Here is a 24,552-nt window from a genome sequence, read left to right as displayed (position 1 = left end):
CTTGCTAGCCCAACCGGCCCAGCAGGCGGCTCACCGCCTCGGCCGCGATCGGCTTGGTGAAGTGGTGATCGAAACCGGCTTCGCGCGCGCGCAGCTGGTCTTCTTCCGAACCCCAGCCGGTGACGGCGACGATGACCGTACGCGCCAGCGCCGGCATGGCGCGCAGCCGTGCCGCGAGCTCGTAGCCTGTCATGCCCGGCATGCCGATGTCGAGAAAAGCGATGTCGGGGGTGAAGCCGCTCACCAGCGCCAGCGCGTCGCGGCCATTGGTCGCGGTGCGGATCTCGTGGGCGTTCATCTGCAGCAGCAGCGACAGGCTCTCGGCGGCATCGGTATTGTCGTCCACCACCAGGATGCGGAAGCTGCGGCGCGGAAGCGCGCGCTGCTCGTGCCGCAGCTCCTGCACGGCCTCGCCCGGCCCGGCGTCGGGACGCGCGCCGAGCGGCAGGCGCACGGTGAAAGTGCTGCCCTGGCCGGCGCCGGCGCTGTGCACCGAGATGGCGCCGCCGTGCAGGGCCACCAGCTGGCGCACCAGCGACAGGCCGATGCCCAGCCCGCCCTGGGCCAGGCCGCCATGGTCGCCGACCTGGCTGAACATCTCGAAGATCGCCTCCTGGTGCTCGGGCAGGATGCCGACGCCGCTGTCGCTCACCGCGATGGTGGCGCAACCCGCTGCCGCTCCCGCGTCCTTGCGCACTTCAAGGCGGATGTCGCCGCCGGGCGCGGTGTATTTGGCGGCATTGGTCAAGAGGTTGCTCACCACCTGGGCGATGCGGGTCGGATCGACGTCCAGCAACAGCGCTTCCGGCCACAGGATGACCTCGAGCCGGTGGCGGGCGCCCTGGATGACCGCCGTGCTGGTCTCCACCGCGCTCGTCACCACCCGGTTGAGGTCGACCAGCTGCTTGCGGATCTCGATCTTGCCGCTGCTGACGCGGGCGACGTCGAGCAGGTCGTCGACAAGGTGCGACAGCTGGTGGGTCTGGCGCTCGAGCATTTCGCGCACGCGCGCCATGGTGTCGGGACTGTCGGCGCGCAGGCGCATGATCTCGAGGCCGGTGCGGATGGTCGCCATCGGGTTGCGCAGTTCGTGCGCCAGCACCGCCAGGAACTCGCTCTTGCGCCGGCTCGCTTCCGAGGCCTCGCGGGCCAGGCGCCGCATGTCTTCCTCGATGCGCTTGCGTTCGCTGGTGTCGCGGAACACCAGCGCCACCTGGCGCGCCTCGGGCGCGCCGATGCGCGAGGCATTGACCTCGAACCAGCGTTCGAGCTTCGGCGAATATTCCTCGAACAGGATCGATTCGCCGGTGCGCGCCACCGCGCCGTAGCGCTCCAGCCAGACCGCTTCGAGACCGGGCGCCAGCTCATGCACCGAGCGTCCGCGGGCATCGGGAATGCCGCTCTGGATCGCGAACATCGGATTCACCTCGAGGAACACCAGGTCGATGGGCGCGCCGCCGGCGTCGAATTTCACTTCCAGGATGCAGAAGGCCTCGTCGACCTCCTCGAACAGCTTGCGGTATTTTTCTTCGGACTCGCGCAGGGCCACCTCGGTGCGCTTGACACGGTCGATGTCGGTGACCACCGAGACCTGGCCGTCGATCCTGCCGTCGGCATCGACGATCGGCACCGAGCTGATATGGGTCCAGATTTCGCGGCCGTCATCGGCGCGATACAAGGCCTCCATTCCCGGCACCACGCGCTCGCCGCGCAGCGCGCGCGCGCCAGGGAAGTCCCCTGCCGCCACCGGCTTGCCGGCGCCATCCAGCACCGTCCAGCGCGCCAGGCGCTGCGCGTCGCGCGAGGGCATGAAGCGGGCCGGCACATAGCGCCGCATCGCATCGTTGGCCAGCACCACCGCGCCAAGGGTATCGGTCACGGCCACGCCGACCGGCAGGCTGTCGAACACCGCCGACAGGCGCGCATCGCTCGCCCGCCGCGCCGCCTCGGCACGGCGCGCCTCGAGCACGCGGCCGGTGGTCTCGACGGCGGTGTGCACGAAGCCCTTGACCTCGCCGGCCAGACTGCGCAAGGGAATATAGGAGGCGGTGAACCAGCGCTCGCACTCGTCGGCTCCCGGAGGCAGCACAACGCACAAGTCCTCGACCTGGCCGGAACGGCCCGCCATGGCGGCGTCGGCCAGCGGCGCGACGTCCGGCCACAGGGTGGGCATCACGTCGCGCAGCGGCTTGCCCAGCGCGGCCGGATGGGCCGTGCCCAGGAGCCGCGCATAGGCGTCGTTGTAGAGCATCAGGTATTGCCCGGTCCAGCACACCAGCGTCGGATAGGGCGCATCGAGCATCAGGTCGAGCGCCACCCGCAGCTCGACCGGCCAGCCGCCGGGGTCGCCCATGGCGCTTGCAGGCCAGTCGTGGGCGGCCAGCAGCGTGCGCATCGCGTGCGGGTCGGCGGGTTCGCCCTTATCGCTGACAGATTCGTGGCCAGGTGTGCTCATTCCTTATTGTCGCACGATGAACTTGCGCGATACGCAATCGTCACAGATTGTCACACCATCGCGATCGCCGGACCGGTTTGACGAACGCCCGACGATGCACGATCATCGGGTTTTCTCTTCCAGAGCGCCATCCGTGCCCACGAACCGCAGCCTCGTCGTCGCCAGCATCGCCTGGGTCCTGTTCTGGACCATCATGGTACTGGTGGCGCTCGAGGATTACCGGCGCGACGGCGGCGCCGCGCCCTGGCAGCCGATCCTGTGGGAGACCTCGTCGGCGCTGGTGGCGACCATGCTGTTCCTGGTCCAGCGCCGTTTCAGCACCGGCGACGATGCGCTGGTCGCCACGCCCCGGCGCTGGTTCGGCCGGCAACTGCGCTGGCTGCCGCTGTACTGGTTCGGATTCACGCCGATCGTGTTCGGGATCCGCCACGGCGTCTATGCGCTGGCGGGCTCGACTTACCACCACCAGCCCTGGGACGAGGTGTTCGTCTACGAAGCGCTCAAGATCTCGCTGTTCTTCGGCTTGTTCACGACGATCGGCTTCGGCCTCTTGTCCTATAGCGAGATGATGAAGGAAAGGGTCAGGGCCGAGCAGGCCGGCGCCCTGCTGCGCGAGGCCCAGCTCGAACGCCTGACGCGCCAGATGCAGCCGCACTTCCTGTTCAATGCGCTCAACACCATTTCATCCCTGATGCACACCGATGTGGCGCGCGCCGACGCCACGCTGGTGCGGCTGGCCGACGTGCTGCGCGCCACCCTGGCCCTGGGCGAACGGCCGCAGGCGCGCCTGCGCGACGAGCTGCGCCTGGCCCAGGGCTATGCGGCGGTGATGGCCGAGCGCTTCGAGGGACGGGTGACGCTGGCCTGGGACATCGACCCGGCCGCGCTGGACGTCATGCTGCCCGCCATCAGCCTGCAACCGCTGCTCGAGAACGTGTTCAAGCACACGGTCGGACAGCGCCGCGAGTCGACCGCAATCCGGGTCGCGGCCCATATCGACGGCGACGCCATGGTGGTGCGGGTCGAGGATGACGGCGGCGTGCTGGACGAGTCAAGCACGCCCGGCATCACGGTGGCCAACCTGCGCACGCGGCTGGCGGCCCTGCACGGAAAAGACGCGGGCCTGGCCTTGATCGCCCTGGCGCCCGCCGGCGTACGCGCAGAGATGAGGCTACCATGCACCTGCTGATCGTCGACGACGAACGTCCGGCGCGCGACCGGCTGCGCCGCATGCTGGCTTTGGCCCCGGGCATCGGGTCGGTGCGCGAAGCGGTCGACGGCGTCGAGGCCCTGCGCATGGTCGAGAGCGAGCGGCCGGATGCGCTGCTGCTCGATATCGAGATGCCAGAACTGTCGGGCATCGACCTGGCCGTCTCGCTGCCGGCGCCGGCGCCGCTGGTGGTGTTCGTCACCGCCCACGAAGACTATGCGCTGCGCGCCTTCGACAGCGAGGCGGTGGACTATCTGCTCAAGCCCTTCGACCAGGCCCGCCTGCAGCGGGCGCTCGAACGGCTGCGCGCGCGCCTGGACGCGCCTATGCAGGCGGCGCCACCACCACCCAGCCCGCCGCGCCAGCTGCTGGTGAGCGAGCGCGGTGCGACACGCGTGGTGCAGGTGGCCGAAATTGAGTGGCTCGAGACGGCCGATAACTACGTGGCGCTGCACACGTCCGCCGGCGCGCCGCTGTTGCGCCAGACCCTTGGCGCCCTGCTCGGCCAGCTCGGCCCGGCCTTCGTGCGCTGCCACCGGCGCGCGGCGGTGCGCCTGTCGGCCATCGCGCGCATCGCACCGCTCGACAAGGGCGATTGCGAACTGGTGCTGCGCAGCGGCGCGCGGGTGCCGTGCAGCCGCCAGTACCGTCCCGCCCTGGTCGAACGGCTGGAACCGGCTCGCCCCACATAAGGCCCGGTTCGCCCCCTGGCGCTGGCATCTATCCCGCCTGCGCGCGATGCTGGCGCTCCCATCATGACAAGAGCGCGCCATGCAGCCAAACACTTCCGCAGGCAATCAACGCCTGTACTTCCTCGACTGGGTTCGTATCCTGGCCTTCTTCGTACTGATCGCCTATCACGTGGGCATGTACTACGTGAGCTGGGACTGGCACGTGAAAAGCCCGCACGCCGGGACCGGTCCGGAGCCGTTCATGCTGCTGTCCTCGCCGTGGCGCCTGGGCCTGCTGTTCTTCGTGGCTGGCGCGGCCTCGCATTTCTTGCTGCGCAAGATGGCGCCGGGGACCTTCGTGCGGCGGCGCAGCCTGCGCCTGCTGCTGCCGCTGCTGTTCGGCATGCTGGTCATCGTGCCGCCGCAGCCCTGGCTCGAGGTGGTCGAAAAGCTCGGCTATGCCGACGGCTTCATGGCCTTCATGCGCCTGTACCTGGTTGGCTACGATGGCTTCTGCCAGGACGGCTGCCTGATCCTGCCGACCTGGAACCATTTATGGTTCGTCGCCTACCTGTGGGTGTATACGTTGGTGTTTGCCGCCTGCACGGCATTGTTGGGCAATGCCCGCATCGACGCGCTGGCCGCGCGTACCGCCGCCATATTGAAAGGCTGGAAACTGCTGGTGCTGCCGGCGCTGTTCCTCGCCGTGATGCGCATCCTGCTGGCCGACCGCTTCCCGTCCACCCACGCCCTGGTCGACGACTGGTTCAACCATGCCACCTACCTGCCGATGTTCCTGCTCGGCGCCCTGGTGGCGCGCAGCCGCCACGTGTGGGAACGCATAGAGAGCGTGCGCTGGATGGCGCTCGGCATCGCACTGGCCGGATGGGCCGCCATCGTGGCCTGGTACGCCGCACCCCACCATGAGCACAGCGCGCAGATGATGGCGATCTGGGTTCCCATCATGCGCTGCGTGTACACGCTGTGCGCCTGGGGCGCCATCGTCGCGGCCTGCGGTTTCGCGCGCCGCCACCTGGACCGCGACGGGCCGGCGCGGCGCTACCTCACCGATGCGGTGTTCCCGGTCTATATCGCGCACCAGACCCTGATCGTGCTGATGGCGCATGCCTTCAAGCCGCTGAACCTGGCGCCCGGCGTCGAGGCGCTGCTGCTGATGGTGCTCACTGCCACCGGCAGCTTCGCGCTGTACGAGATCGTGCGCCGCCTGCCCTGGGCGCGGCCACTGTTCGGCCTGGCGCCGCGGGCAAGGACGGAGGGCGGGCCGGCCCCGGCGCACGGCCAGATGCCGGCGCCGCGCTGAGCTCAGTGCGTCGCGCCCGCTTGACGCACCTGCTGGCTGGCCTGGGCCACCTGCTGCGCCACTTGCTGGCTGGCTTGCTGGCTGGCCTGCTGGCCGACCTGCTGTGGCGGCTGCACCGTGCCATCGGCGCGCGCGTGGATCGCACCGTCGGCGCGCGTAAACGGGTCGGTCATGGTGCGCAGCGCCTCCTGCTGGCTACGGATGCCGCGCTCGGCTTCCTCGGCCGAAGTGCGCGCCACTTCGTCGACCACGGCGCGCGCGGTGCGGGTGGTGTTCTGCACGTGCTGCTCGGTGACGCGCGCCAGCTCGACCTGGGCGTCGGTGGCCAGGCGCGAAATATGCTGCTGGTAGGCGCGCAGCTTCTCGGTGGCCGGCTGGGCCCGCGCCGAGGCCGCGCCCAGCAGTTCGGACTGGCGGTCGACGCTCAGCACGTGCTGACTGGCCAGCGTGGTTTCCTCCAGCATGGTCTGGGCCAGCTGGATGTTGAGCTCACACATTTGCTGGAAGGAACGGAACAGGGATTTGGACATCTCGTTGACGAAGGCGGTCTGGGCGTCCATATGGGTGCGCACGGCCGGCGTCACGGATTGCGGAAACGGATACATGCATGCCTCTCTGTGGATGAATGAGATCGAATGTGAAATGGCGTGCCTGGGCACGAATTACGACACTAAAGCGCTCCCGCTCGTGCACGGTTGAGGTGCACCAAACGTGCAGTCCCCGGGTGTACGCGGGCTGGCCCGATCCTTGCATGTCAGAAAGCACCCTGGATTCCAAGGGCTTTGTGGGAGGTAAAGATGATTGGACAGAACGATGTAGTCGAATTCGCGGGCACGCCCGGGCGCACCGTCCGCGTGCTGTGGATCGACCAGCCGCGGGCGCTGGCCTGGACTTATCAACTGGGCAGCCATGCGGCCATGCCCGAGCCGATGCCGGTGGCGGCGCTGGAAGAAGCGCTGGCGTCGGGCCGTGCGCGCCGCCTGCTGGTCGACCCGTTCGCCGCGGCGCCGCCGCGCGAACCGGTGCCGCAGGGCTACCTGAACCTGCAGGCCAAGGCCTGGTCGGCCGTGCGCGCCCTGCACACCGACCGCCACGCGCTGTACGATCCACGCCAGCGCGCCACGCTGATGGCCGGCTACGCCGCCGCCCATGGCATGTCGAAATCGAGCATCCTGCGCTACCTGCGCCGTTACTGGGAGCGCGGCCAGACACCCGACGCCCTGCTGCCGGACTACGGCAATTCGGGCGCGCCGGGCCGCACCCGCGCGGTCACGGCCGGCATCAAGCGCGGGCGTCCGCGCAAGGGCGCGGCCACCGGCACCAATGCCGACGAGCGGATGCGCGCGATCTTCCGCGCCGCCGCCGCGCGCTATGCGGCCAGCAACGACGCCTTCTCGCGCCGCGCCGCCTATCGCCAGATGCTCGAGGATTTCTTCCAGGACGTCGACGCCGGCGCGCAGCCCAGCTTCGGCCAGTTCAATTACTGGCTCGAACGCGACGCCACCGTCCCGCCGCCGGTCACGCTGGCGCGTCCGGCGCCGCCGCGCGCGCCGGTGCATGCACCAATACATGCACCAGCGCGGTACACGATGCACGCCGCAATGGCCTGAGCGATCGCGGTGCACCGCACGCCATCATGGTGCGCGGTGCAGACCCCTCGCGTTACTCCGGGGCCGGCGCCAGCGGCGCGCCGCAATCCTTGCAGAAGTGGGCGCGCGGGTCATGGTCGCCGCTGCCGCAGGCGCCGCACTGGCGCGGCGTGCCGCGCGGGGCGTGGCGCGACATCTTCTGCGACGTCATCTCGGCCGAGACGATCCCCGTCGGCACCGCCAGGATGCCCCAGCCCAGCAGCACCATGAACGAGGCGATCGCCTTGCCCACCGGCGTGTGCGGCACCATGTCGCCATAGCCCACCGTGGTGATGGTCACCGTGGCCCAGTACATCGACATCGGGATGCTGGTGAAGCCGTTGTCCGGCCCCTCGATCACGTACATCACGGTGCCGAGGATCAGGATCAGCATCAGCACCACCGACAGGAACACCATGATCTTGCGCCGGCTGGCGACCAGGGCTTCGCCCAGGCGCGTGTATTCCTCGATGTACAAGGTCAGCTTGAAGATGCGGAAGACCCGCAGCAGGCGCAGGATGCGCACGTCCAGGAATACCTGGCTGCCGGGCAGCAGCAGCGACAGGTAGGTCGGCAGCACCGACACCAGGTCGATGATGCCGTAGAAGCTGCGCGCATAGCGCACCGGGCGCTGGATGCACACCAGGCGCGCGATGTATTCGATCGTAAACAGGATCGTGAAGCCCCATTCGAGCACCGAGGTCACGCCGGAATACTCGCTGTAGATCGAGGGCACGCTGTCGAGGATCACGACCAGGATGCTGAGCAGGATCAGGATCACCAGCACGATGTCGAAGCGGCGCCCGGCCGGCGTGTCGTTGCCAAAGATGACGTCGAACATGCGCGCGCGCCAGCCGTCGGGCGGACGGCCCAGCAGCGTGGGCAGGTCGCGCGGCGGCGTCGGCACGAACTTGCTATCGATCTTGCTGTCGGTCGCGCGGATCATCTGTAGCAGTTCCCCGCCCGCGCAGCCAGGCCGTTATTTGGCATGCTGCTCCACCCAGGCGCCAAAGGCGGCCATGAATTTCTGGAAGAAGGCGCGCGACGATTCGTCGACCAGCTTGTCTGCCTCGTACTTGCCGGCGACGCCGCCGACATAGGCTTCCGGCGCCGGCATGGTCGGCATGTTCAGGAACGGCAGCATCTGGCGCAGATGGTGGTTGGCGCCGAAGCCGCCAAGCGCGCCCGGCGAGACGCTGACGATGGCGCAGGGCTTGTCGGCGAAGGCCGCCTTGCCGTAGGGGCGCGAGCCGACGTCGATCGCGTTTTTCAGCGCTCCCGGCACCGAGCGGTTGTATTCCGGCGTGCAGAACAGGATGCCGTCGGCCTGGCCGATGGCGTCGCGGAAGGCCGTGAACGCGGCCGGCGGCGTCGCCGTCTCGTCGTCCTCGTTATACAGCGGCAGGTCGCGCAGTTCGACGATCGTGAGTTCGAGTCCTTCCGGGGCCGACTCGATCAGGCTGTGGGCCACGCGGCGAGTGTAAGAATCCTTGCGCAGGCTGCCGACGAGGACGGCGATTTTTTTCGAGACCATGGTGCTCCTTTGGGTTTGGATGAGGTCGTTTTGCCAACCCCTGATAATAACCATTTTGTGCCGCGCGCGGAGCCGATAGAGGCCAGTTAGGCGTAAATACCGACTAAAACGCGGTAATTACACGCAAAATGCCTGGTTGGCAACAAGGTTATATGCGGTTAGAATCGAGCCCAACTTTGCCTGTCGAGGCCGCATCATTCCTTTATCAACCCACGCGCATCACCGCGCAGCAGAACCATGAATCTCGAAGAATACTTCCCCGTACTCATGTTCATCATCATCGGCATCCTGGTCGGCGTCGCGCCCCAGGTGCTGGGCCGCGTGCTGGGCCCGCACCGTCCCGATCCCGAGAAGCTGTCGCAGTACGAGTGCGGTTTCGAAGCCTTCGGCGATGCGCGCATGCAGTTCGACGTGCGCTTCTACCTGGTCGCGATCCTGTTCATCCTGTTCGACCTGGAAGTGGCCTTCCTGGTGCCTTGGGCGGTCGTCGTCACCGACATCGGCTCGACCGGCTTCTGGGCCATGATGGTGTTCCTGGGCCTGCTGACGATCGGCCTGGCTTACGAGTGGAAAAAGGGCGCGCTTGATTGGGACTGAGTGCGCGGGACTGAGTTCCCGCGCCACCTGAGGGAGTGACGATGGACGCCATGCTGTTCGTGAACCTGGTGATCGGCATCGGCCTGCTGGACGCGGCCTGGCGCTCGCACATGAACGCGAAACCGCGCACCGCGGCGCTGCTCGCGACCATCGCCGGCACCGGGATCGCCCTGAGCCTGTTCGTGCTGGCCACCGGAGCCGGAGTCCCTCCTCCCACCATCGACTAGACTTCCATGGCCGCGAATCCCGCGGCTTTTTTTCGTCCCGCCTTACAGCCGCAGGCGTCGGTACATCTCCAGAAAACGCTTTACCTCTGCCTTGCTCATGACGACCGCCGGGTCGCCATGCCATGCATACAGGAACGGTTCCCCCCCTTGTCGATCCGTGATCCGCGCCGACAGCCGAAAGCGCGTACCGATCGGATACTGCCCGGTGTCGAGCAGGCGGCGCGAACACTGCACCCGCATATCGGTCGCAAAGGCCTGTCCCGACACCGGCCGAATGCGCGGCTTGCCGCTGCGCGCATCGAGCGCCGATTCAACGACGAGTTCGCGGTAGGCCCAGGCGTCGCGCGCCATCGTCACGCACCCGCCAGCTTGGGCGAACGCACCACCGCCGCTTCGCGGATCGGCAGGTTCACCAGGGCCGCCGCCAGCGCTAGCGCCATGTCGGCATACCACATCCAGCTATAGTCCCCGGTGTGCACCACGGCCAGGCCGCCCAGCCAGGCGCCGAAGAAGCCGCCGATCTGGTGCGACAGCAGGGTCATGCCGAACAGGGTGGCCAGGTAGCGCACGCCGAACAGCTTGCCGACCAGGCCGGCCGTCGGCGGGACGGTGGCCAGCCAGGTAGCGCCGAGCGCGGCAGCGAACAGGTAGAAGGTCCACTCGGTCTTGGGCGCCAGCAGGTAGATGCCCACCAGCACGGCGCGGCTGGCATAGATCCAGAACAGCAGCGACTTCATGCGGTAGCGCGAGGCCAGCATCCCGGCGCCCAGGCTGCCGGCGATGTTGAACAGGCCGATCAACGCCAGGGCTGTGGCCGAGACGCTGGCCGGCAGGCCGCACATCGCGACCTCGCCCGGCAGGTGGGTGACCAGGAAGGCGATGTGGAAGCCGCAGGTGAAAAAGCCCAGGTGCAGGCAGATATAACTGCGGTCGCGCATCGCCTGGCGCAACTGCTGGCCGAGCGAGATCGTGGGCGCGGCCGGCTGCGACGCTGCAGGCGCCGTCGCCGTAGCCACAGGTACGGCGGCGGCTTTCCTGCCACGCAGCGGCCATGCCAGCGGAATGGTCAGCAAGGTGGCCGCGGCCATGGTGAGCATGGCCCAGATCCAGCCGGCGCCGGCGATGATGGCGCCCATCAGCGGCGCGAACACGAACTGGCCGAAGGAGCCGCCGGCGTTGATGAAGCCCGAGGCAAAGGCGCGCCGCTCGGCGGGCAGGCGCTGGGCGGTGGCGCCGATCAGGATCGAGAAGCTGCCGGCGCCGGCCCCGGCCGCCGACAGAAAGCCCATCGTGAGCAGCAGCGCCCACTGCGAATCGACGAAGGGCGTGGCGGCGGTGCCCGCCGCCAGCATCATCCCGCCGAGGGCGATCACCCTGCCCGGCCCGTATTTGTCGGCGACGGCGCCAAACACCGGCTGGGCCGCGCCCCACATCAGCTGGGCCACCGCCATCACGAAGCTGATGCTGGCCACGCCGAGCCCGGTCGCGGTATTCAGTGGCGACAGGAACAGGCCGCTGGTCAGCCGCGCGCCCATCGTGATCATCATGATGGCGCTGGCAACCAGGATCAGGGTCCAGGCCGCGCGCGGCGAGAGTGCTGGGTTGGCGTTGGTCATCGGGCAATTATAGATTGCCTTTTCGACCTTTGCCGAAGCCCGTCAATACTACTCCGTGGAGGCCCGGATCAGCAGCGCCGTCGAGTGCGCCGCCATGCCTTCTTCGCGGCCCAGGTAGCCCAGCTTTTCGTTGGTCTTGGCCTTGATGTTGACCTGTTGCGGCGACACCCCCAGGTCTTCGGCGATGCGCGAGACCATCAGCGGAATGTGCGGCGCCATCTTCGGCTGCTGGGCGATGATCGTGGCGTCGATATTGCCGATGGTGTAGCCCGAGTTCAGCACGCGGTGCGCGACTTCGCGCAGCAGGGTGCGCGAATCGGCGCCGGCGAACATCGGGTCGGTGTCCGGGAAGTGCTTGCCGATGTCGCCCAGCGCGGCCGCGCCCAACAGCGAATCGATGATCGCATGCAGCAGCACGTCGGCGTCGGAATGGCCCAGGAGGCCCAGGCGATGCGGGATGGTGACGCCGCCGACGATCAGCTTGCGGCCTTCGACCAGCGCGTGGTTGTCGTAACCGGTGCCGATGCGAAACGGAGGATGAGGATTGTAGGATGCGAGTGCCATGGTGTGTGGTTCGTGTCGTTCAAATGGTGGAATCGAGCGCCAGGTACATCTCGGCGATGCGGATGTCGGATGGCAGCGTGACTTTCAGGTTGCGCGGATGGCCTTCGACCAGTCTCGGGGCCAGGCCCAGCGCCTCGACCGCGCTGGCGTCGTCGGTGATCGCGGCCGGATCCGTGGCCGCGTCGAGCGCGCGGCACAGCAGCGCGTAGGAAAACATCTGCGGGGTCTGGGCCAGCCACAGCCCGTCGCGCGGGACGGTCGCGACATGGTCTGCGTCGCGGCGCTTGACGGTGTCGACCACGGGCAGTGCCAGCAGGCCGCCGGCCGCATGGTCGCCGGTCTCGACGATCAGGCGTTCGATCAGCGCGGCGTTCAGGCCGGGCCGGGCGGCGTCGTGGACCAGCACGCGGTCGGCCTGGCCGAGCACGTCGCGCAGCGCATGCAGGCCGTTGCGGATCGACTCCATGCGGGTCGCGCCCCCGCAGCGCAGCACGGTGACGCGCTTGCCCGCCTCCTGCGCGTCGGGCAGCACGCCGTCGATGAAGGGATCGTCCGCGCTCACCACCACATAGGTGTGGGCGATCAGCGGGCTGGATAGGAAGGCGTCGACCGTGTGGCGCAGCATGGGCTTGGCGCCGATGGCAAGATACTGCTTGGGGCTGCCGGCCGCCATGCGGGCGCCGACGCCGGCCGCCGGAATGAGGGCGACATGCTGCCGCGCTGCCGTGTTCGTTTCGTTTGCTTGCTCGGTGGTCATGAACTGCTTCGTGTTGCCTGTCTAAGCAAAGACTGTACCTCACCTGCGCAAACCTTGCCCAGGCGGGCGTATTCCTGCGGCGTATCAATGGCCGCCTGCAATACTTCGACCTTTTCCATCTCACGTTTAATGTAGGGCATCCAGCTGCGGTCGACTTCGCGCTGGAGCAGGGATCGCGCTTGTCCGATCGGTGCATACAGCGGCTTGCCGGCAAAGCGCGCCGCCAGCCTGGCGCGGACGATGGCTTCGGCCTTCGGCAAAAAATCCTGGTAGGTCTGCAGGTGGCGCATCTCGTGGGCCAGCACTTCCCGGTAGGAACACGATCCCGGCGGGAATTCCCGGCTGACATAGATCACGATGGGCGCGTAATACAGGTTGACGTCGATACGCGGCGCCACGCATTCATGGCCGCTGGCGCGATCCGTCAGCATGCGCCCGCCGACCTTGATGCTCACCCGCGCCTCGGTATGCGTCAGGCCCAGCACCCAGGAGCCGCGGCGCACGCTGCCCTTCAGGCGCGTCAGGTCGAAATAGGAGCGCGTGTTATCGATGCGGTAGCCTTCACCGCGGCCGGACAGCACCGAGATCGTCTCGCCGATGGTGTCCTCGCATTGCGCCTGGAACGGGGTGCGGGCCTGGGCTGAGGCCGGGGCGACCACGACCATCGCACACGCAGCCGACAGCGCGGCCAGGCTCCGGCGCGGCTGCATGATGGTCAGGCAGGCGTCCAGTGGCCGGCCAGGATCTTCTCGAGCCAGAAGGTGCCGATGATGGTCTTGACGTCGGTGATCTCGCCCTTGCGCACCATCTCGAGCAGCTCGGGCACGGTGGCGCTGAAGATTTCGAGGAACTCGCCGGCGTCGAGCTGCTGCTCGCCCGCGGTCATGTCTTCGGCCAGGAAGATCTCCAGGTGCTCATCCGAATAGGCGATCGCATTGTGGATGGTGCAGACGAAGCGCCAGCGTCCCGCCGTGTAGCCGGTTTCTTCCCTGAGCTCGCGCTTGGCGCATTCGAGGTGGTCTTCGCCCGGATCGATCTTCCCGGCCGGGAATTCGATGAACACCTGCCCGTTCGGATAGCGGAACTGGCGCTCGAGCAGCACGCGGCCATCGGGTAGCAGCGGCAGGATCACGACGGCGCCGGGATGGCGGAAGAACTCGCGCTGGCTCTCCGAGCCGTCCGGCAGGCGAATGCGGTCTTTTTCGACTTTCAAAAAATGGCCGTCGTAGACGACGCCGCCGTCGATGCGGGTTTCTTTCAGATCCGGCACTTTTCACTCCAGTTAGTTGAGACTGCAATGGTAAGAATCATAAGCGAAACCCGCGCCGCACGAGATATTGTTGGCCCAAAAACGTCTTTTTTGGCACTGCCAAAAAAGACTTCCCGCGGAGGCGGGAACCTAAGTTGCTCGCGTATCGATAACGCTAAAAACTTAGGTTCCCGCCTGCGCGGGAACGACGGGTTGGCTGTACTGGTTGAACTTAACGACGCTTGCGCATATACCGCATCACGAAGCCCGGAAACGCCAGCACCAGGAACATGCAGCCGGTGACCGCATAAAACTCCCAGGTCTGCACGAACACCGAGCCGATACGCGATTCCAGCAGCTTCGCGACCAGTCCGACGATGAAGTACAAGACCACCAGCTCGAGCAGGCGCAGCGCGAACGCCTTGTTGCGGGGCTCCCCTGCCGCCGCCTTGCCTGCCGGGACCGGCACGAAGCCGAACAGGCGCTCGTTCACGAACGGCAGATTGGCCCCCGCCAGTGCGAGGGCAATCACCAGCAATGCGGCCAGCGAGCTATCCATGGCTTAATTTGCCAGGGTCGCCTGCATGGCGCTGTAGCAGATCGCCAGCAGGCCGCCCGGGACCACGCCCAGCACGACGATGGCGACGCCGTTCAACGACATGATGACGCGCATATCGGTAGGGGTCGAAATCGCGGCAGTGTCCACGGCTTCGTCGAACCAGATGGTCTTGACGATACGCAGGTAGTAGAACGCGCCGATCAGCGAGAACATCACGGCCACGACGGCCAGCCACACCATGCCGGCGTTGGCGACGGCCTGGATCACGGCGTACTTGGCGATGAAGCCCACCATCGGCGGCACGCCGGCCAGCGAGAACATCAGGATCGTGGCGACGATCGCGAACCATGGGCTGCGCTTGCCGAGACCCTTGAAGTCGCTGATCAGCTCCGCCTCATGGCCGGCGCGCGCCAGCATCATGATCAGGCCGAAGGTACCGACCGTGGTCAGCACGTAGATGATGGTGTAGTACATCGCGGCGCTGTAGGCGGCTGCGGCATTGGTGGTGTCGCCATCGACGTTGCCGACCACCAGGGCCAGCACCACGAAGCCCATCTGGGCGATCGTCGAGTACGCCAGCATGCGCTTGATATTGGTCTGCGCGATCGCGGTCACGTTACCGAAGGCCAGCGACAGCACGGCGACCACGAGCAGCATCTGCTGCCAGTCGAAGGCCATCGACGGCAGCGCTTCGGCCAGCAGGCGGATCACGATGGCGAAGGTGGCGATCTTCGGCGCGCCGCCCAGCAGCAGGGTCACGGCGGTCGGGGCGCCCTGCACCACGTCCGGCACCCACATGTGGAATGGCACCACGCCCAGCTTGAAGGCCAGGCCGGCCACCACGAACACCAGGCCGAACACCAGGATGGTGCGGTTGGCGCCTTCCGCGGCGGTCACTTGCGCGATGGTAGTGATGTCGAGCGAACCGGTCGCGCCGTAGATCATCGAGATGCCGTACAGCAGGAAGCCCGATGCCAGGGCGCCCAGGATGAAGTACTTCATCGCGGCTTCGGTCGAGATTGCGTGGTCGCGGCGCAGTGCAACCAGCGCGTACAGCGACAGCGACATCAGTTCCAGGCCCAGGTAGATCGACAGCATGCTGTTACCCGAGATCATGATCATCTGGCCCAGCATCGAGAACAGCGCGAGCGTGTAGAACTCACCGCCCAGGTTGCCCGACATCATGCCGCGCTCGCCGGCGTACTGGCGCGAGTAGACGATGGTCATGGCCGTGGCCAGGTAGGTGAACATCTTGAGCAGGTTCGACATCGGATCCGACACGTACATGCCACTGAAGGTGTACACGGTCGCGCCCGAGTCGAAATCCATGAAGGAGAAGATCGCGCAGCCGCCGATCGCCAGCAGCGACAGGCCATAGGTCAGGTTGCGCTTGCCCTCTTTCAGGAACAGGTCGATCAGCAGGATCGCCGACGTCGCGATCAGCAGGAAGATTTCGGCATAGACCGGCGCCAGATTGGTGTCGGCAGCCGATAACAGGGTCGAGTTCATTTCATTCATGGCGTTTTATTGAGGCACTTTGCTGACTGCGACGTGCTGAAGCAGGTCGGTGACCGAGACTTGCAGCGTCTCGGCGATCGGCGCCGGGTACAGGCCCATCGCCAGGGTGGCGATTGCCAGCACCGACAGGATGGCGAACTCACGGCCGTTCAGGTCGGTCAACGCAGCGACTTTCTTGTTGGCCACTGGCCCGAAGATGACGCGCTTGACCATCCACAGCGAGTAGGCCGCGCCCAGGATCAGGGCGGTACCCGATGCGACACCGGTCCAGAAGTTGAACTCGACCGCGCCCAGGATCACCATGAACTCGCCGATGAAGCCCGAGGTCGCCGGCAGGCCGGCATTGGCCATCGAGAACAGCACGACGAAGGCGGCGAACTTCGGCATCGTGTTCACGACGCCACCGTAGTCGGCGATTTCACGCGAGTGCACTCGGTCGTACAGCACGCCGATACACAGGAACATCGCGCCCGACACGAAGCCGTGCGAGATCGCCTGCATCAGGCCGCCCTGCACGCCCAGGTCGTTGAACATGAAGAAGCCCAGGGTCACGAAGCCCATGTGTGCGATCGACGAGTACGCCACCAGTTTCTTCATGTCCTTCTGCACCAGGGCCACCAGGCCGATGTAGATCACGGCGACCAGCGACAGGCCGATGACGACCGGCGCCAGGTACTGGCTGGCATCTGGCGTGATCGGCAGCGAGAAGCGCAGGAAACCGTAGGCGCCGAGCTTGAGCATGATCGCGGCCAGCACGACCGAACCGCCGGTTGGCGCTTCGACGTGGGCGTCCGGCAGCCAGGTGTGCACCGGCCACATCGGCACTTTCACGGCGAAGGCCATGAAGAAGGCGATGAAGATCAGGATCTGTTCTTTCATCGTCAGCGGCAGGTCATGCCAGGCCAGGATGTCGAAGGAACCCGACTTGTTGTACAGGTAGACGATTGCGACCAGGGTCAGCAGCGAACCGAAGAAGGTGTACAGGAAGAACTTGAATGCCGCGTACACGCGATTCGGGCCGCCGAACACGCCGATGATGATGAACATCGGGATCAGCGTTGCTTCGAAGAAGAAGTAGAACAGCAGGCCGTCCAGCGCGCAGAACACGCCGATCATCAGGCCCGACAGGATCAGGAACGAGCCCATGTACTGGGCCACGCGTTCTTCGATCACCTGCCACGCCGCCAGCACCACGATGATGGTGATGAAGGCGGTCAGCGGCACGAACCAGAGCGACAGGCCGTCCACGCCGAGGCGGTAGAAGATGTTGAAGCGCTCGATCCAGGCTGCCTGTTCATAGAACTGCATGCCGACCGTGGTGTTATCGAAATTGGCGATCAGCGGGATCGTCGGCAGCAGGCTGACGACGGCGCCGGCCAGTGACATCATGCGCACCATCCCGGCGTTCTTGTCGCGGCCGATGGCCAGGACCAGCACGCCGAACAGGATCGGGAGCCAGATTGCCAGGCTCAGGTACGGTGGAAACGTAGAAATTGTTGACTGCATCATTTTTCTTTATCTCTGCCTGTGATTAACCGCGCCAGAACGGGAAGAAGTACAGCATCGCTGCCAGTACGCCGACGATCATCACGAACGCATAGTGATAGATGTAACCGGTCTGCGCGCGCTTGGTGACGGTCGAGAACCAGCCCACCAGTTTGGCGCTGCCATTGACGACCAGGCCGTCGATCAGGCTGCGGTCGCCGACATTCCACAGGCCCTTGCCCACGCCGAGTGCGCCGCCAGCGAAGAACTTCTGGTTGAACGCATCCATGTAGTACTTGTTGTCCAGCAGGGTGTGCAGTGGCTTGAACTTGGCGTAGAACCAGGCCGGCACGCGCGGGTTGACCATATAGCAGTAGTAGGCGGCAACGACGCCTGCCAGTGCCAGCCAGAACGGTGCGGTCTGCAGGCCGTGCAGGGCCATCGCGCCGGCGCCATGGAACATCTCGCCCAGTTCGGCCATCGCAGGGTGAGCAGGATTGACCGTGATCACGCCGTCGAAGAAATCACCGTGCAACATAGGACCGATCGCCAGGTAGCCGATGACGACCGACGGGATGGCCAGCAGGATCAGCGGCAAGGTCACGACCCATGGCGACTCGTGCGGCTTCTGGCCTGGGGCCAGGCCGTGGTGGCCGTGGTCGTCGTGCGCGTCTTCTTCGTGGTGCGCGCCCGAATCGTGCAGCGCGTGCGGATCGGCATGGTCGTGCGCGGCAGCTTTGGTATGCGCATGATCGTCATGATGATCGTGTGCATGTGCTTTACCAAAACGCTCTTCGCCATGGAACACCAGGAAATACATACGGAACGAGTAGAACGCCGTGACGAACACGCCGGCCAGCACCGCGAAGTTGGCGAAGCCCGAACCCGGCAGCGTGCTTGCGTGCACCGCTTCGATGATCGAATCCTTCGAGTAGAAGCCCGAGAACAATGGGGTACCGATCAGGGCCAGCGAACCGATCAGCGAGGTGATCCAGGTGATCGGCATGTACTTGCGCAGGCCGCCCATATTGCGCATGTCCTGGTCGTGGTGCATGCCGATGATGACCGAGCCGGCGCCGAGGAACAGCAGCGCCTTGAAGAAGGCGTGGGTCATCAGGTGGAAGGCGGCGACCGAGTAGGCCGACACGCCCAGCGCCACGGTCATGTAACCCAGCTGCGACAAGGTCGAGTAAGCGACCACGCGCTTGATGTCGTTCTGAATGATGCCCAAAAAGCCCATGAACAGCGCGGTGATCGAACCGATGACGATGATGAAGGAGAGTGCGCCATCCGACAGCTCGAACAGCGGCGACATGCGCGACACCATGAAGATGCCAGCGGTAACCATCGTCGCGGCGTGGATCAGTGCCGAGATCGGGGTTGGGCCTTCCATCGAGTCAGGCAGCCAGACGTGCAGCGGGAACTGCGCCGATTTACCCATCGCGCCGATGAACAGGCAGATACAGGCGGCGGTCAGCAGCGGCCAGTCGGTGCCAGGCACGGTCATCAAGGCCAGCTGGTCGGCCTTTTCGAACACTTCGGCGTAGTTCATTGTGCCGGCACTGGCCAGGATCAGGCCAATACCGAGGATGAAGCCGAAGTCGCCCACGCGGTTGACCAGGAAAGCCTTCATGTTCGCGAAGATCGCGGTCGGACGGGTGTACCAGAAACCGATCAGCAGATACGAGACCAGGCCCACCGCTTCCCAGCCGAAGAACAGCTGCAGGAAGTTGTTGGACATGACCAGCATCAGCATCGCGAAGGTGAACAGCGAGATGTACGAGAAGAAGCGGTTGTAGCCGTCGTCTTCGGCCATATAGCCGATCGTGTAGATGTGGACCATCAGCGACACCGAGGTCACCACGCACATCATCATCGCGGTCAGGGTATCGATCTGGAAGCCGACGGCGAGCTTGAGCGTGCCGACCGTCATCCAGGTGTAGAGATCTTCATTCAGCGTGAAGCCACCCAGCGTGGCCATCAGGGTTTGCACCGAGATGATCAGCGCGATCAGCACGCCCAGGATGGTCGCCGTATGCGACACCTTGCGACCGACCACATTGCCCAGGAACTTGGTACCGAGCAGGCCGGCGATCGCCGAGCCTGCCAACGGCGCCAGAGGCACCGCCAGTAAGAGTGAGGTTGAAATTTGCCCCGCCATGTTGAACCTTATTCGTTATTAGTTATCGAGCCGAGCTCATCAGCCTTTGAGGCTGTCGAGGTCTTCCACGTTGATCGTGTCCAGGTTACGGAACAGGACCACCAGGATCGCCAGGCCGATTGCAGATTCGGCGGCCGCGACGGTCAAAATGAAGAACACGAAGATCTGCCCCGCCGCGTCGCCCAGGTAATGCGAGAACGCGATGAAGTTCAGGTTCACTGCCAGCAGCATCAGTTCGATGGCCATCAGCAGGATGATGATGTTCTTCCGGTTCAGGAAGATGCCGACCACCGAGATCGCGAACAGGATCGCGCCCAGGATCAGGTAGTGTGCGAGCGTCAACGTCATTTTGGCTCCTTCGGTTCGGCGGCGGCAGCGGCAGCAGCAGCACTTGCAGCGGCTGCGGCCTTCTCGACGTTCGCTGCGTCGATGGCGCGCTGGTTGACCGTCTCGACCTTGACGATCTTGAGGCGGTCGTTACGCTTGACGCGAACCGCTTGGCCCGGGTCGATGGCTTTGGTGTCCTTGCGGCGGCGCAGGGTCAGGGCGACGGCGGCGATGATCGCCACCAGCAGCACCACGGCGGCGATTTCGAAGCCGTAGATATAGCGGGTGTAGATCTGCAGGCCCAGTTCCTTGGTGCCGCCGATGTTCAGGGCGGCCGCTTCCGGCGTTTGCTGGAAGTTGCTGTAGCCATGCCACAGGACAGCACCCATCTCGAGCACGATCAGGCCGCCGACGCCGGCCGCCACGGGCAGGTAGCCCCAGAAGCCTTCGCGCATGCGGTCGATATTAATGTCGAGCATCATGACGACGAAGAGGAACAGCACCATGACGGCGCCCACATAGACCAGCACCAGCACGATGGCGAGGAATTCAGCCTTCAGCAGCAGCCAGATGCCGGCCGCGTTGAAGAAGGCCAGCACCAGGAACAGCGCGGCGTGGACCGGATTCTTGGCGGTGATGACGCGCAAGCTGGCCAGCACCATGATGGCCGCGAACACGTAGAACAGAACAGTTGTAAATGTCATGACTTACCCAGGACCCTTTTGTTATTAGCGGTACTTCGCGTCCGCCTCGCGGGCGGCGGCGATCTCGGCTTCGTAGCGGTCACCCACGGCGAGCAGCATCTCTTTGGTGTAGTAGAGATCGCCGCGTTTTTCGCCGTGATACTCGAAGATGCTGGTTTCCACGATCGAGTCGACCGGGCACGATTCTTCGCAGAAGCCGCAGAAAATGCACTTGGTCAGGTCGATGTCGTAGCGCGTGGTGCGGCGGGTGCCGTCATCGCGCTGCGACGATTCGATCGTGATGGCCATCGCCGGGCACACCGCTTCGCACAGCTTGCAGGCGATGCAGCGCTCTTCCCCGTTGGGGTAGCGACGCAACGCGTGCAGGCCGCGGAAGCGATTCGACATGGGAGTCTTTTCTTCCGGGTACTGGACCGTGATCTTGCGCGACAGCGCATATTTCCCGGTCAGGGCAAGGCCCTTGATCAACTCGGTCAGCATCAAGCTGCCGAGGATTTCTTTCATTCGAGACATGTCCGTTCCTTACTTCCAAATATTCCACGGCGTCTGCATCCAGACGGCAACGACAACCAGCCAGATCAGGGTCAGCGGGATGAACACTTTCCAGCCCAGGCGCATGATCTGGTCATAGCGGTAGCGTGGGAAGGTACCGCGGACCCAGATGAAGAAGGTCACGAACAGGAAGGCTTTCAGGAACAGCCAGAAGAAGCCGATGAAGCCACCAATGGTGCCGCCCACTTCCAGGAAGGCGAACGGCGCCGACCAGCCGCCCATGAAGAACAGCGAAGCCAGGGTACCGATCAGGATCATGTTGCCGTATTCGGCCAGCATGAACATCGCGTACGACATGCCCGAATACTCGACCATGTGGCCGGCCACGATTTCCGATTCGCCTTCGATCACGTCGAACGGGTGACGACCGCACTCGGCCAGGCCCGACACGAGGTAGATGATGAACAGCGGGAACAGCGGCAGCCAGTTCCACGACAGGAAGTTGATGCCCATGTCGGCGAACATGCCCACTTGCTGGCCGGCGACGATACCCGACAGGTTCAGGGTGCCCGACACCATCAGCACGACCACCAGCACGAAGCCCATCGGGATTTCATACGAGATCATCTGGGCCGAAGCGCGCATCGCGCCCATGAACGAGTACTTCGAGTTCGAGGCCCAGCCGGCGATGATGATGCCGTAGACTTCGACCGAGGTGATCGCCAGCAGCAGCAGCACGCCGGCGTTGACGTCGGCCAGCGCGAATTGCGGGCCGAACGGCACCACCGACCAGGCCGCAAGCGCCGGCATGATCGTCATGATCGGGCCGATGATGAACAGGTTGCGGTTCGCCTTGGCCGGGATCACGATCTCTTTGATCAAGAGCTTCAGGCCGTCGGCCATCGGCTGCAGCAGGCCGCCAGGACCGACGCGGTTCGGGCCAATACGGATCTGGATCCAGCCGATGAATTTACGTTCCCACAGGGTGGCGTAGGCGATCGCGATCATCAGCGGTGCGACCACCGCGACGATCTTGATGATGGTCCAGACCAGCGGCCAGACCGGGCCGAGCAGGTCGGCGCCGCCGGCGTTGAATGAATCGATGTAACCGGGCGTTGCCATTACTTGCCCTCCCCTGCTTTTTCAACTTGGATGGAACCGAACATCGCGCCGAGCGTGGCGACGGCCGGGTGGCCGGCGGCGACACGCACCGCATTCGACGGCAGGGTCTTGTCGACGTTGGCGACCAGGACGGCCGAACCGTTGCCTTGCGTGACCTTGACCTTGTCGCCGGCAGTGACGCCGATCGATTCGGCGACCGCTTTCGACAGCGTGACCAGCGGCGCATTCGCGTCGGCGGTGCGCTGCAGCGGCTCGGAACGGCGCGCCAGCGCGTCGGTGAAGTACACCGGCACGTCGGTCAGGCGCTCGAGCTGGCCGGCCGGGGCGTAGGCACCCGCGGTCGGGGCCAGGCTCGCCACATTGTTCAGCTTGGCCGACAGATCGGTATTGCCCTTGCCGAAGGCTTCGTCGCGGATCGATTCCGAGGTCTCGTAGTCGAAGCCGGTCAGGCCCAAGAGGTTACCCAGCACGCGCAGCACTTTCCAGGCCGGACGCGCATCGCCCAGCGGACGCACGGTGCCGTTGAAGCTCTGTGCACGGCCTTCGCAGTTCACGAACGTGCCCGAGGTTTCCGAGAACGGCGCGATCGGCAGCAGCACGTCGGCGTAATCCATGCCATGCTTGAAGGCCGACATCGCGACCACCATCTCGGCGCCCTTCAGGGCGGCGACGGCTTGCTGCGGATTGGCTGCATCCAGTTCCGGTTCCGCGTTCAGCAGCACATAGGCTTTCTTCGGCGTGGCGAACAGCGATTCCTTCTTGCCAGAGACAGCGCCCACCAGGTGGCCGCCGACGGTATTGGCGGCGTCGACCAGGTAGCCGAACGAGCAACCGGTCTGCTCGGCGATCCACTGGGCGCAAGCGTGGATCTGCGAAGCTTGCGGATGTTGTGCGGCGGCGTTGCCCAGCAGGATGGCGCCTGGGACTTCGACGTCACCGACGACGACCAGCGAAGCGGCGATGGCGCGCGCATGCTCCGACGCTTCGATGTTCTCGAAACCGTTTGGTACGGCGATGTTCTTGTCGGCGGCGATGGCGACCACGACTTCCGACAGGGCGACCAGCCAGTCGCTCGGTGCGGCGACCAGCTTGTGGGCGACCTTCATCAGCAGCTCTTCATCGCTGCCACCCAGCACCGACAGGCGCAGGCCGGCCTTGGTGGCGGCGCGCAGGCGGGTGGTGACCAGCGGGTGATCCTTGCGCAGGAAGGAGCCGATGACCAGGGCGCGCTTCAGGGTCGACAGTTGCGCGATCGGCATGCCCAGCCATGGGGTCACCTGGCCGTCCAGGGCGAAATCGCTCTGGCGCAGGCGGAAGTCGATGTTCTCCGAACCGAAGCCGCGGAACGCCTTGTTCAGCAGGTACAGTTCTTCCACCGTCGAATGGGCGGTGGCGACGGCCGCGAGACTGTCGGCGCCATGCTCGTGGCGGATATTGCGCAGGCCGTGAGCGACATATTCAAGGGCCGTCGACCACTCGGTCTCGATCCACTTGTTGTCCTGCTTGATCATCGGTTTCGTCAGGCGATCGGCATTGTCCAGCGCCTCGTACGAGAAGCGCTCTTTATCCGACAGCCAGCACTCGTTGACCGCTTCGTTCTCGAGCGGCAGCACGCGCATGACTTTGCCGCCCTTGACCTGGACGATCAGGTTGGCGCCCAGCGAATCGTGCGGCGACACCGATTTGCGGCGCTGCAGTTCCCAGGGACGTGCCGAGTAGCGGAACGGCTTGCTGGTCAGCGCGCCGACCGGGCACAGGTCGATCATGTTACCGGACACTTCCGAGTCGACGGTCTTGCCCACAAAAGTAGTGATCTCGGAGTGCTCGCCGCGGCCCAGCATGCCGAATTCCATGACGCCGGCCACTTCCTGGCCGAAACGCACGCAACGGGTGCACTGGATGCAACGCGACATCTCTTCCATCGAGATCAGCGGGCCCGCTTCTTTCGGGGCCACTACGCGTTTTTCTTCTTCGTAGCGCGAGCCGCTCTTGCCGTAGCCGACGGCCAGATCCTGCAGCTGGCATTCGCCGCCCTGGTCGCAGATCGGGCAATCCAGGGGGTGGTTAATGAGCAGGAATTCCATCACCGACTTCTGGGCCTGCACGGCCTTGTCGCTGTGGCTGCGCACGATCATGCCCGGCGACACTGGCGTGGCGCATGCTGGCAAGGGCTTGGGCGCCTTTTCCACTTCGACCAGGCACATGCGGCAGTTCGCTGCGATCGACAATTTCTTGTGATAGCAGAAGTGCGGAATATAGGTGCCGAGTTTGTTTGCGGCGTCCATCACCATGGAACCCGGTGGGACTTCGACTTTCTTGCCGTCTAATTCGATTTCAACCATTTGATCGTTACCT

The 24,552-nt window shown here is 65.2% G+C and carries 25 protein-coding genes; 6 read left to right on the top strand and 19 right to left on the bottom strand.

All coding sequences use genetic code 11. The features are described 5' to 3' along the window. Positions 1 to 4 precede the first annotated feature (4 nt). A complete protein-coding gene (locus AC3A6F_RS06755) occupies positions 5 to 2,455 on the bottom strand; it encodes a hybrid sensor histidine kinase/response regulator (RefSeq protein WP_487679176.1) in 2,451 nt (816 codons plus the stop codon). A 133-nt stretch (positions 2,456 to 2,588) separates the two neighbouring features. Between AC3A6F_RS06755 and AC3A6F_RS06750 the strand changes: the two genes are divergently transcribed. From AC3A6F_RS06750 to AC3A6F_RS06740, 3 genes are all read left to right on the top strand, one after another. Continuing rightward, positions 2,589 to 3,644, top strand: a complete 1,056-nt coding sequence (locus tag AC3A6F_RS06750) for a sensor histidine kinase (RefSeq protein WP_487679175.1) — start codon at positions 2,589 to 2,591, stop codon at positions 3,642 to 3,644. Then, positions 3,632 to 4,357: a LytR/AlgR family response regulator transcription factor gene (locus AC3A6F_RS06745; RefSeq protein WP_487679174.1), complete on the top strand. Its 726-nt coding sequence runs from the start codon at positions 3,632 to 3,634 to the stop codon at positions 4,355 to 4,357. Before AC3A6F_RS06750 ends, AC3A6F_RS06745 begins: the two co-directional genes overlap by 13 nt. Positions 4,358 to 4,436: 79 nt before the next feature. Next, complete coding sequence (locus tag AC3A6F_RS06740) at positions 4,437 to 5,657, top strand: acyltransferase family protein (protein WP_487679173.1); 1,221 nt, start codon at positions 4,437 to 4,439, stop codon at positions 5,655 to 5,657. 2 nt (positions 5,658 to 5,659) lie between these two features. Here AC3A6F_RS06740 and AC3A6F_RS06735 read toward each other — a convergent pair whose 3' ends face one another. Then, positions 5,660 to 6,262, bottom strand: coding sequence for a phasin family protein (locus AC3A6F_RS06735; protein ID WP_487679172.1), 603 nt, complete (start codon positions 6,260 to 6,262; stop codon positions 5,660 to 5,662). A 192-nt stretch (positions 6,263 to 6,454) separates the two neighbouring features. Here AC3A6F_RS06735 and AC3A6F_RS06730 point away from each other — a divergent pair, with 192 nt between their 5' ends. Further along, positions 6,455 to 7,267 carry a hypothetical protein gene (locus AC3A6F_RS06730; protein WP_487679171.1) on the top strand — a complete coding sequence of 271 codons (813 nt, stop codon included), beginning with the start codon at positions 6,455 to 6,457 and terminating at the stop codon, positions 7,265 to 7,267. Between the two features lie 52 nt (positions 7,268 to 7,319). Here the strand turns inward: AC3A6F_RS06730 and AC3A6F_RS06725 are convergent, their stop codons facing one another. Both AC3A6F_RS06725 and AC3A6F_RS06720 read right to left on the bottom strand, forming a co-directional pair. Further along, positions 7,320 to 8,231: an ion transporter gene (locus tag AC3A6F_RS06725; RefSeq protein WP_487679170.1), complete on the bottom strand. Its 912-nt coding sequence runs from the start codon at positions 8,229 to 8,231 to the stop codon at positions 7,320 to 7,322. 33 nt (positions 8,232 to 8,264) lie between these two features. Then, positions 8,265 to 8,819 (bottom strand): NADPH-dependent FMN reductase, encoded by a 555-nt coding sequence (locus AC3A6F_RS06720; protein ID WP_487679169.1) that lies wholly within the window; start codon positions 8,817 to 8,819, stop codon positions 8,265 to 8,267. 237 nt (positions 8,820 to 9,056) lie between these two features. Between AC3A6F_RS06720 and AC3A6F_RS06715 the strand changes: the two genes are divergently transcribed. Continuing rightward, positions 9,057 to 9,416, top strand: coding sequence for an NADH-quinone oxidoreductase subunit A (locus AC3A6F_RS06715; protein WP_109347086.1), 360 nt, complete (start codon positions 9,057 to 9,059; stop codon positions 9,414 to 9,416). A 41-nt stretch (positions 9,417 to 9,457) separates the two neighbouring features. Further along, on the top strand, positions 9,458 to 9,643 hold the full coding sequence (locus tag AC3A6F_RS06710; RefSeq protein WP_487679168.1) for a hypothetical protein: 186 nt from the start codon (positions 9,458 to 9,460) through the stop codon (positions 9,641 to 9,643). Positions 9,644 to 9,685: 42 nt separating this feature from the next. Here the strand turns inward: AC3A6F_RS06710 and AC3A6F_RS06705 are convergent, their stop codons facing one another. The 15 genes from AC3A6F_RS06705 to nuoG form a co-directional block, all read right to left on the bottom strand. Beyond that, positions 9,686 to 9,994, bottom strand: coding sequence for a hypothetical protein (locus AC3A6F_RS06705; RefSeq protein ID WP_487679167.1), 309 nt, complete (start codon positions 9,992 to 9,994; stop codon positions 9,686 to 9,688). A gap of 2 nt (positions 9,995 to 9,996) precedes the next feature. After that, entirely contained in the window at positions 9,997 to 11,259 is a 1,263-nt protein-coding gene (locus AC3A6F_RS06700; RefSeq protein WP_487679166.1) for an MFS transporter, read from the bottom strand. A 48-nt stretch (positions 11,260 to 11,307) separates the two neighbouring features. Beyond that, entirely contained in the window at positions 11,308 to 11,823 is a 516-nt protein-coding gene (ispF, locus tag AC3A6F_RS06695) for a 2-C-methyl-D-erythritol 2,4-cyclodiphosphate synthase (protein ID WP_487679165.1), read from the bottom strand. 19 nt (positions 11,824 to 11,842) lie between these two features. Then, positions 11,843 to 12,580 (bottom strand): 2-C-methyl-D-erythritol 4-phosphate cytidylyltransferase, encoded by a 738-nt coding sequence (ispD, locus tag AC3A6F_RS06690; protein WP_487679164.1) that lies wholly within the window; start codon positions 12,578 to 12,580, stop codon positions 11,843 to 11,845. Continuing rightward, positions 12,577 to 13,290 (bottom strand): hypothetical protein, encoded by a 714-nt coding sequence (locus AC3A6F_RS06685; protein ID WP_487679163.1) that lies wholly within the window; start codon positions 13,288 to 13,290, stop codon positions 12,577 to 12,579. The genes ispD and AC3A6F_RS06685 overlap by 4 nt, the downstream gene beginning before the upstream one ends. A 5-nt stretch (positions 13,291 to 13,295) precedes the next feature. Beyond that, positions 13,296 to 13,850, bottom strand: a complete 555-nt coding sequence (locus AC3A6F_RS06680; RefSeq protein ID WP_487679162.1) for an NUDIX domain-containing protein — start codon at positions 13,848 to 13,850, stop codon at positions 13,296 to 13,298. Positions 13,851 to 14,061: 211 nt separating this feature from the next. Further along, positions 14,062 to 14,388 (bottom strand): DUF2818 family protein, encoded by a 327-nt coding sequence (locus tag AC3A6F_RS06675; protein ID WP_487679161.1) that lies wholly within the window; start codon positions 14,386 to 14,388, stop codon positions 14,062 to 14,064. 3 nt (positions 14,389 to 14,391) lie between these two features. Further along, the gene (gene nuoN, locus AC3A6F_RS06670; RefSeq protein ID WP_487679160.1) at positions 14,392 to 15,906 is read right to left on the bottom strand and encodes an NADH-quinone oxidoreductase subunit NuoN; all 1,515 of its coding nucleotides are present in this window, start codon (positions 15,904 to 15,906) and stop codon (positions 14,392 to 14,394) included. 6 nt (positions 15,907 to 15,912) lie between these two features. Beyond that, a complete protein-coding gene (locus AC3A6F_RS06665) occupies positions 15,913 to 17,415 on the bottom strand; it encodes an NADH-quinone oxidoreductase subunit M (RefSeq protein ID WP_487679159.1) in 1,503 nt (500 codons plus the stop codon). 22 nt (positions 17,416 to 17,437) lie between these two features. After that, entirely contained in the window at positions 17,438 to 19,552 is a 2,115-nt protein-coding gene (gene nuoL, locus AC3A6F_RS06660) for an NADH-quinone oxidoreductase subunit L (RefSeq protein WP_487679158.1), read from the bottom strand. Between the two features lie 39 nt (positions 19,553 to 19,591). Continuing rightward, the gene (gene nuoK / locus AC3A6F_RS06655) at positions 19,592 to 19,900 is read right to left on the bottom strand and encodes an NADH-quinone oxidoreductase subunit NuoK (protein WP_123067878.1); all 309 of its coding nucleotides are present in this window, start codon (positions 19,898 to 19,900) and stop codon (positions 19,592 to 19,594) included. Further along, positions 19,897 to 20,583 carry an NADH-quinone oxidoreductase subunit J gene (locus AC3A6F_RS06650; RefSeq protein ID WP_487679157.1) on the bottom strand — a complete coding sequence of 229 codons (687 nt, stop codon included), beginning with the start codon at positions 20,581 to 20,583 and terminating at the stop codon, positions 19,897 to 19,899. Before AC3A6F_RS06650 ends, nuoK begins: the two co-directional genes overlap by 4 nt. A 24-nt stretch (positions 20,584 to 20,607) precedes the next feature. Continuing rightward, positions 20,608 to 21,096 carry an NADH-quinone oxidoreductase subunit NuoI gene (gene nuoI, locus AC3A6F_RS06645; RefSeq protein ID WP_487679156.1) on the bottom strand — a complete coding sequence of 163 codons (489 nt, stop codon included), beginning with the start codon at positions 21,094 to 21,096 and terminating at the stop codon, positions 20,608 to 20,610. 9 nt (positions 21,097 to 21,105) lie between these two features. Continuing rightward, positions 21,106 to 22,197 (bottom strand): NADH-quinone oxidoreductase subunit NuoH, encoded by a 1,092-nt coding sequence (nuoH, locus tag AC3A6F_RS06640; RefSeq protein ID WP_123067875.1) that lies wholly within the window; start codon positions 22,195 to 22,197, stop codon positions 21,106 to 21,108. Further along, on the bottom strand, positions 22,197 to 24,539 hold the full coding sequence (gene nuoG / locus AC3A6F_RS06635) for an NADH-quinone oxidoreductase subunit NuoG (protein ID WP_487679155.1): 2,343 nt from the start codon (positions 24,537 to 24,539) through the stop codon (positions 22,197 to 22,199). Before nuoG ends, nuoH begins: the two co-directional genes overlap by 1 nt. Positions 24,540 to 24,552: the final 13 nt, after the last annotated feature.

This window comes from Massilia sp. Soil_C_3, assembly GCF_057657035.1.
This window is presented reverse-complemented; position numbering and strand designations above follow the sequence as displayed.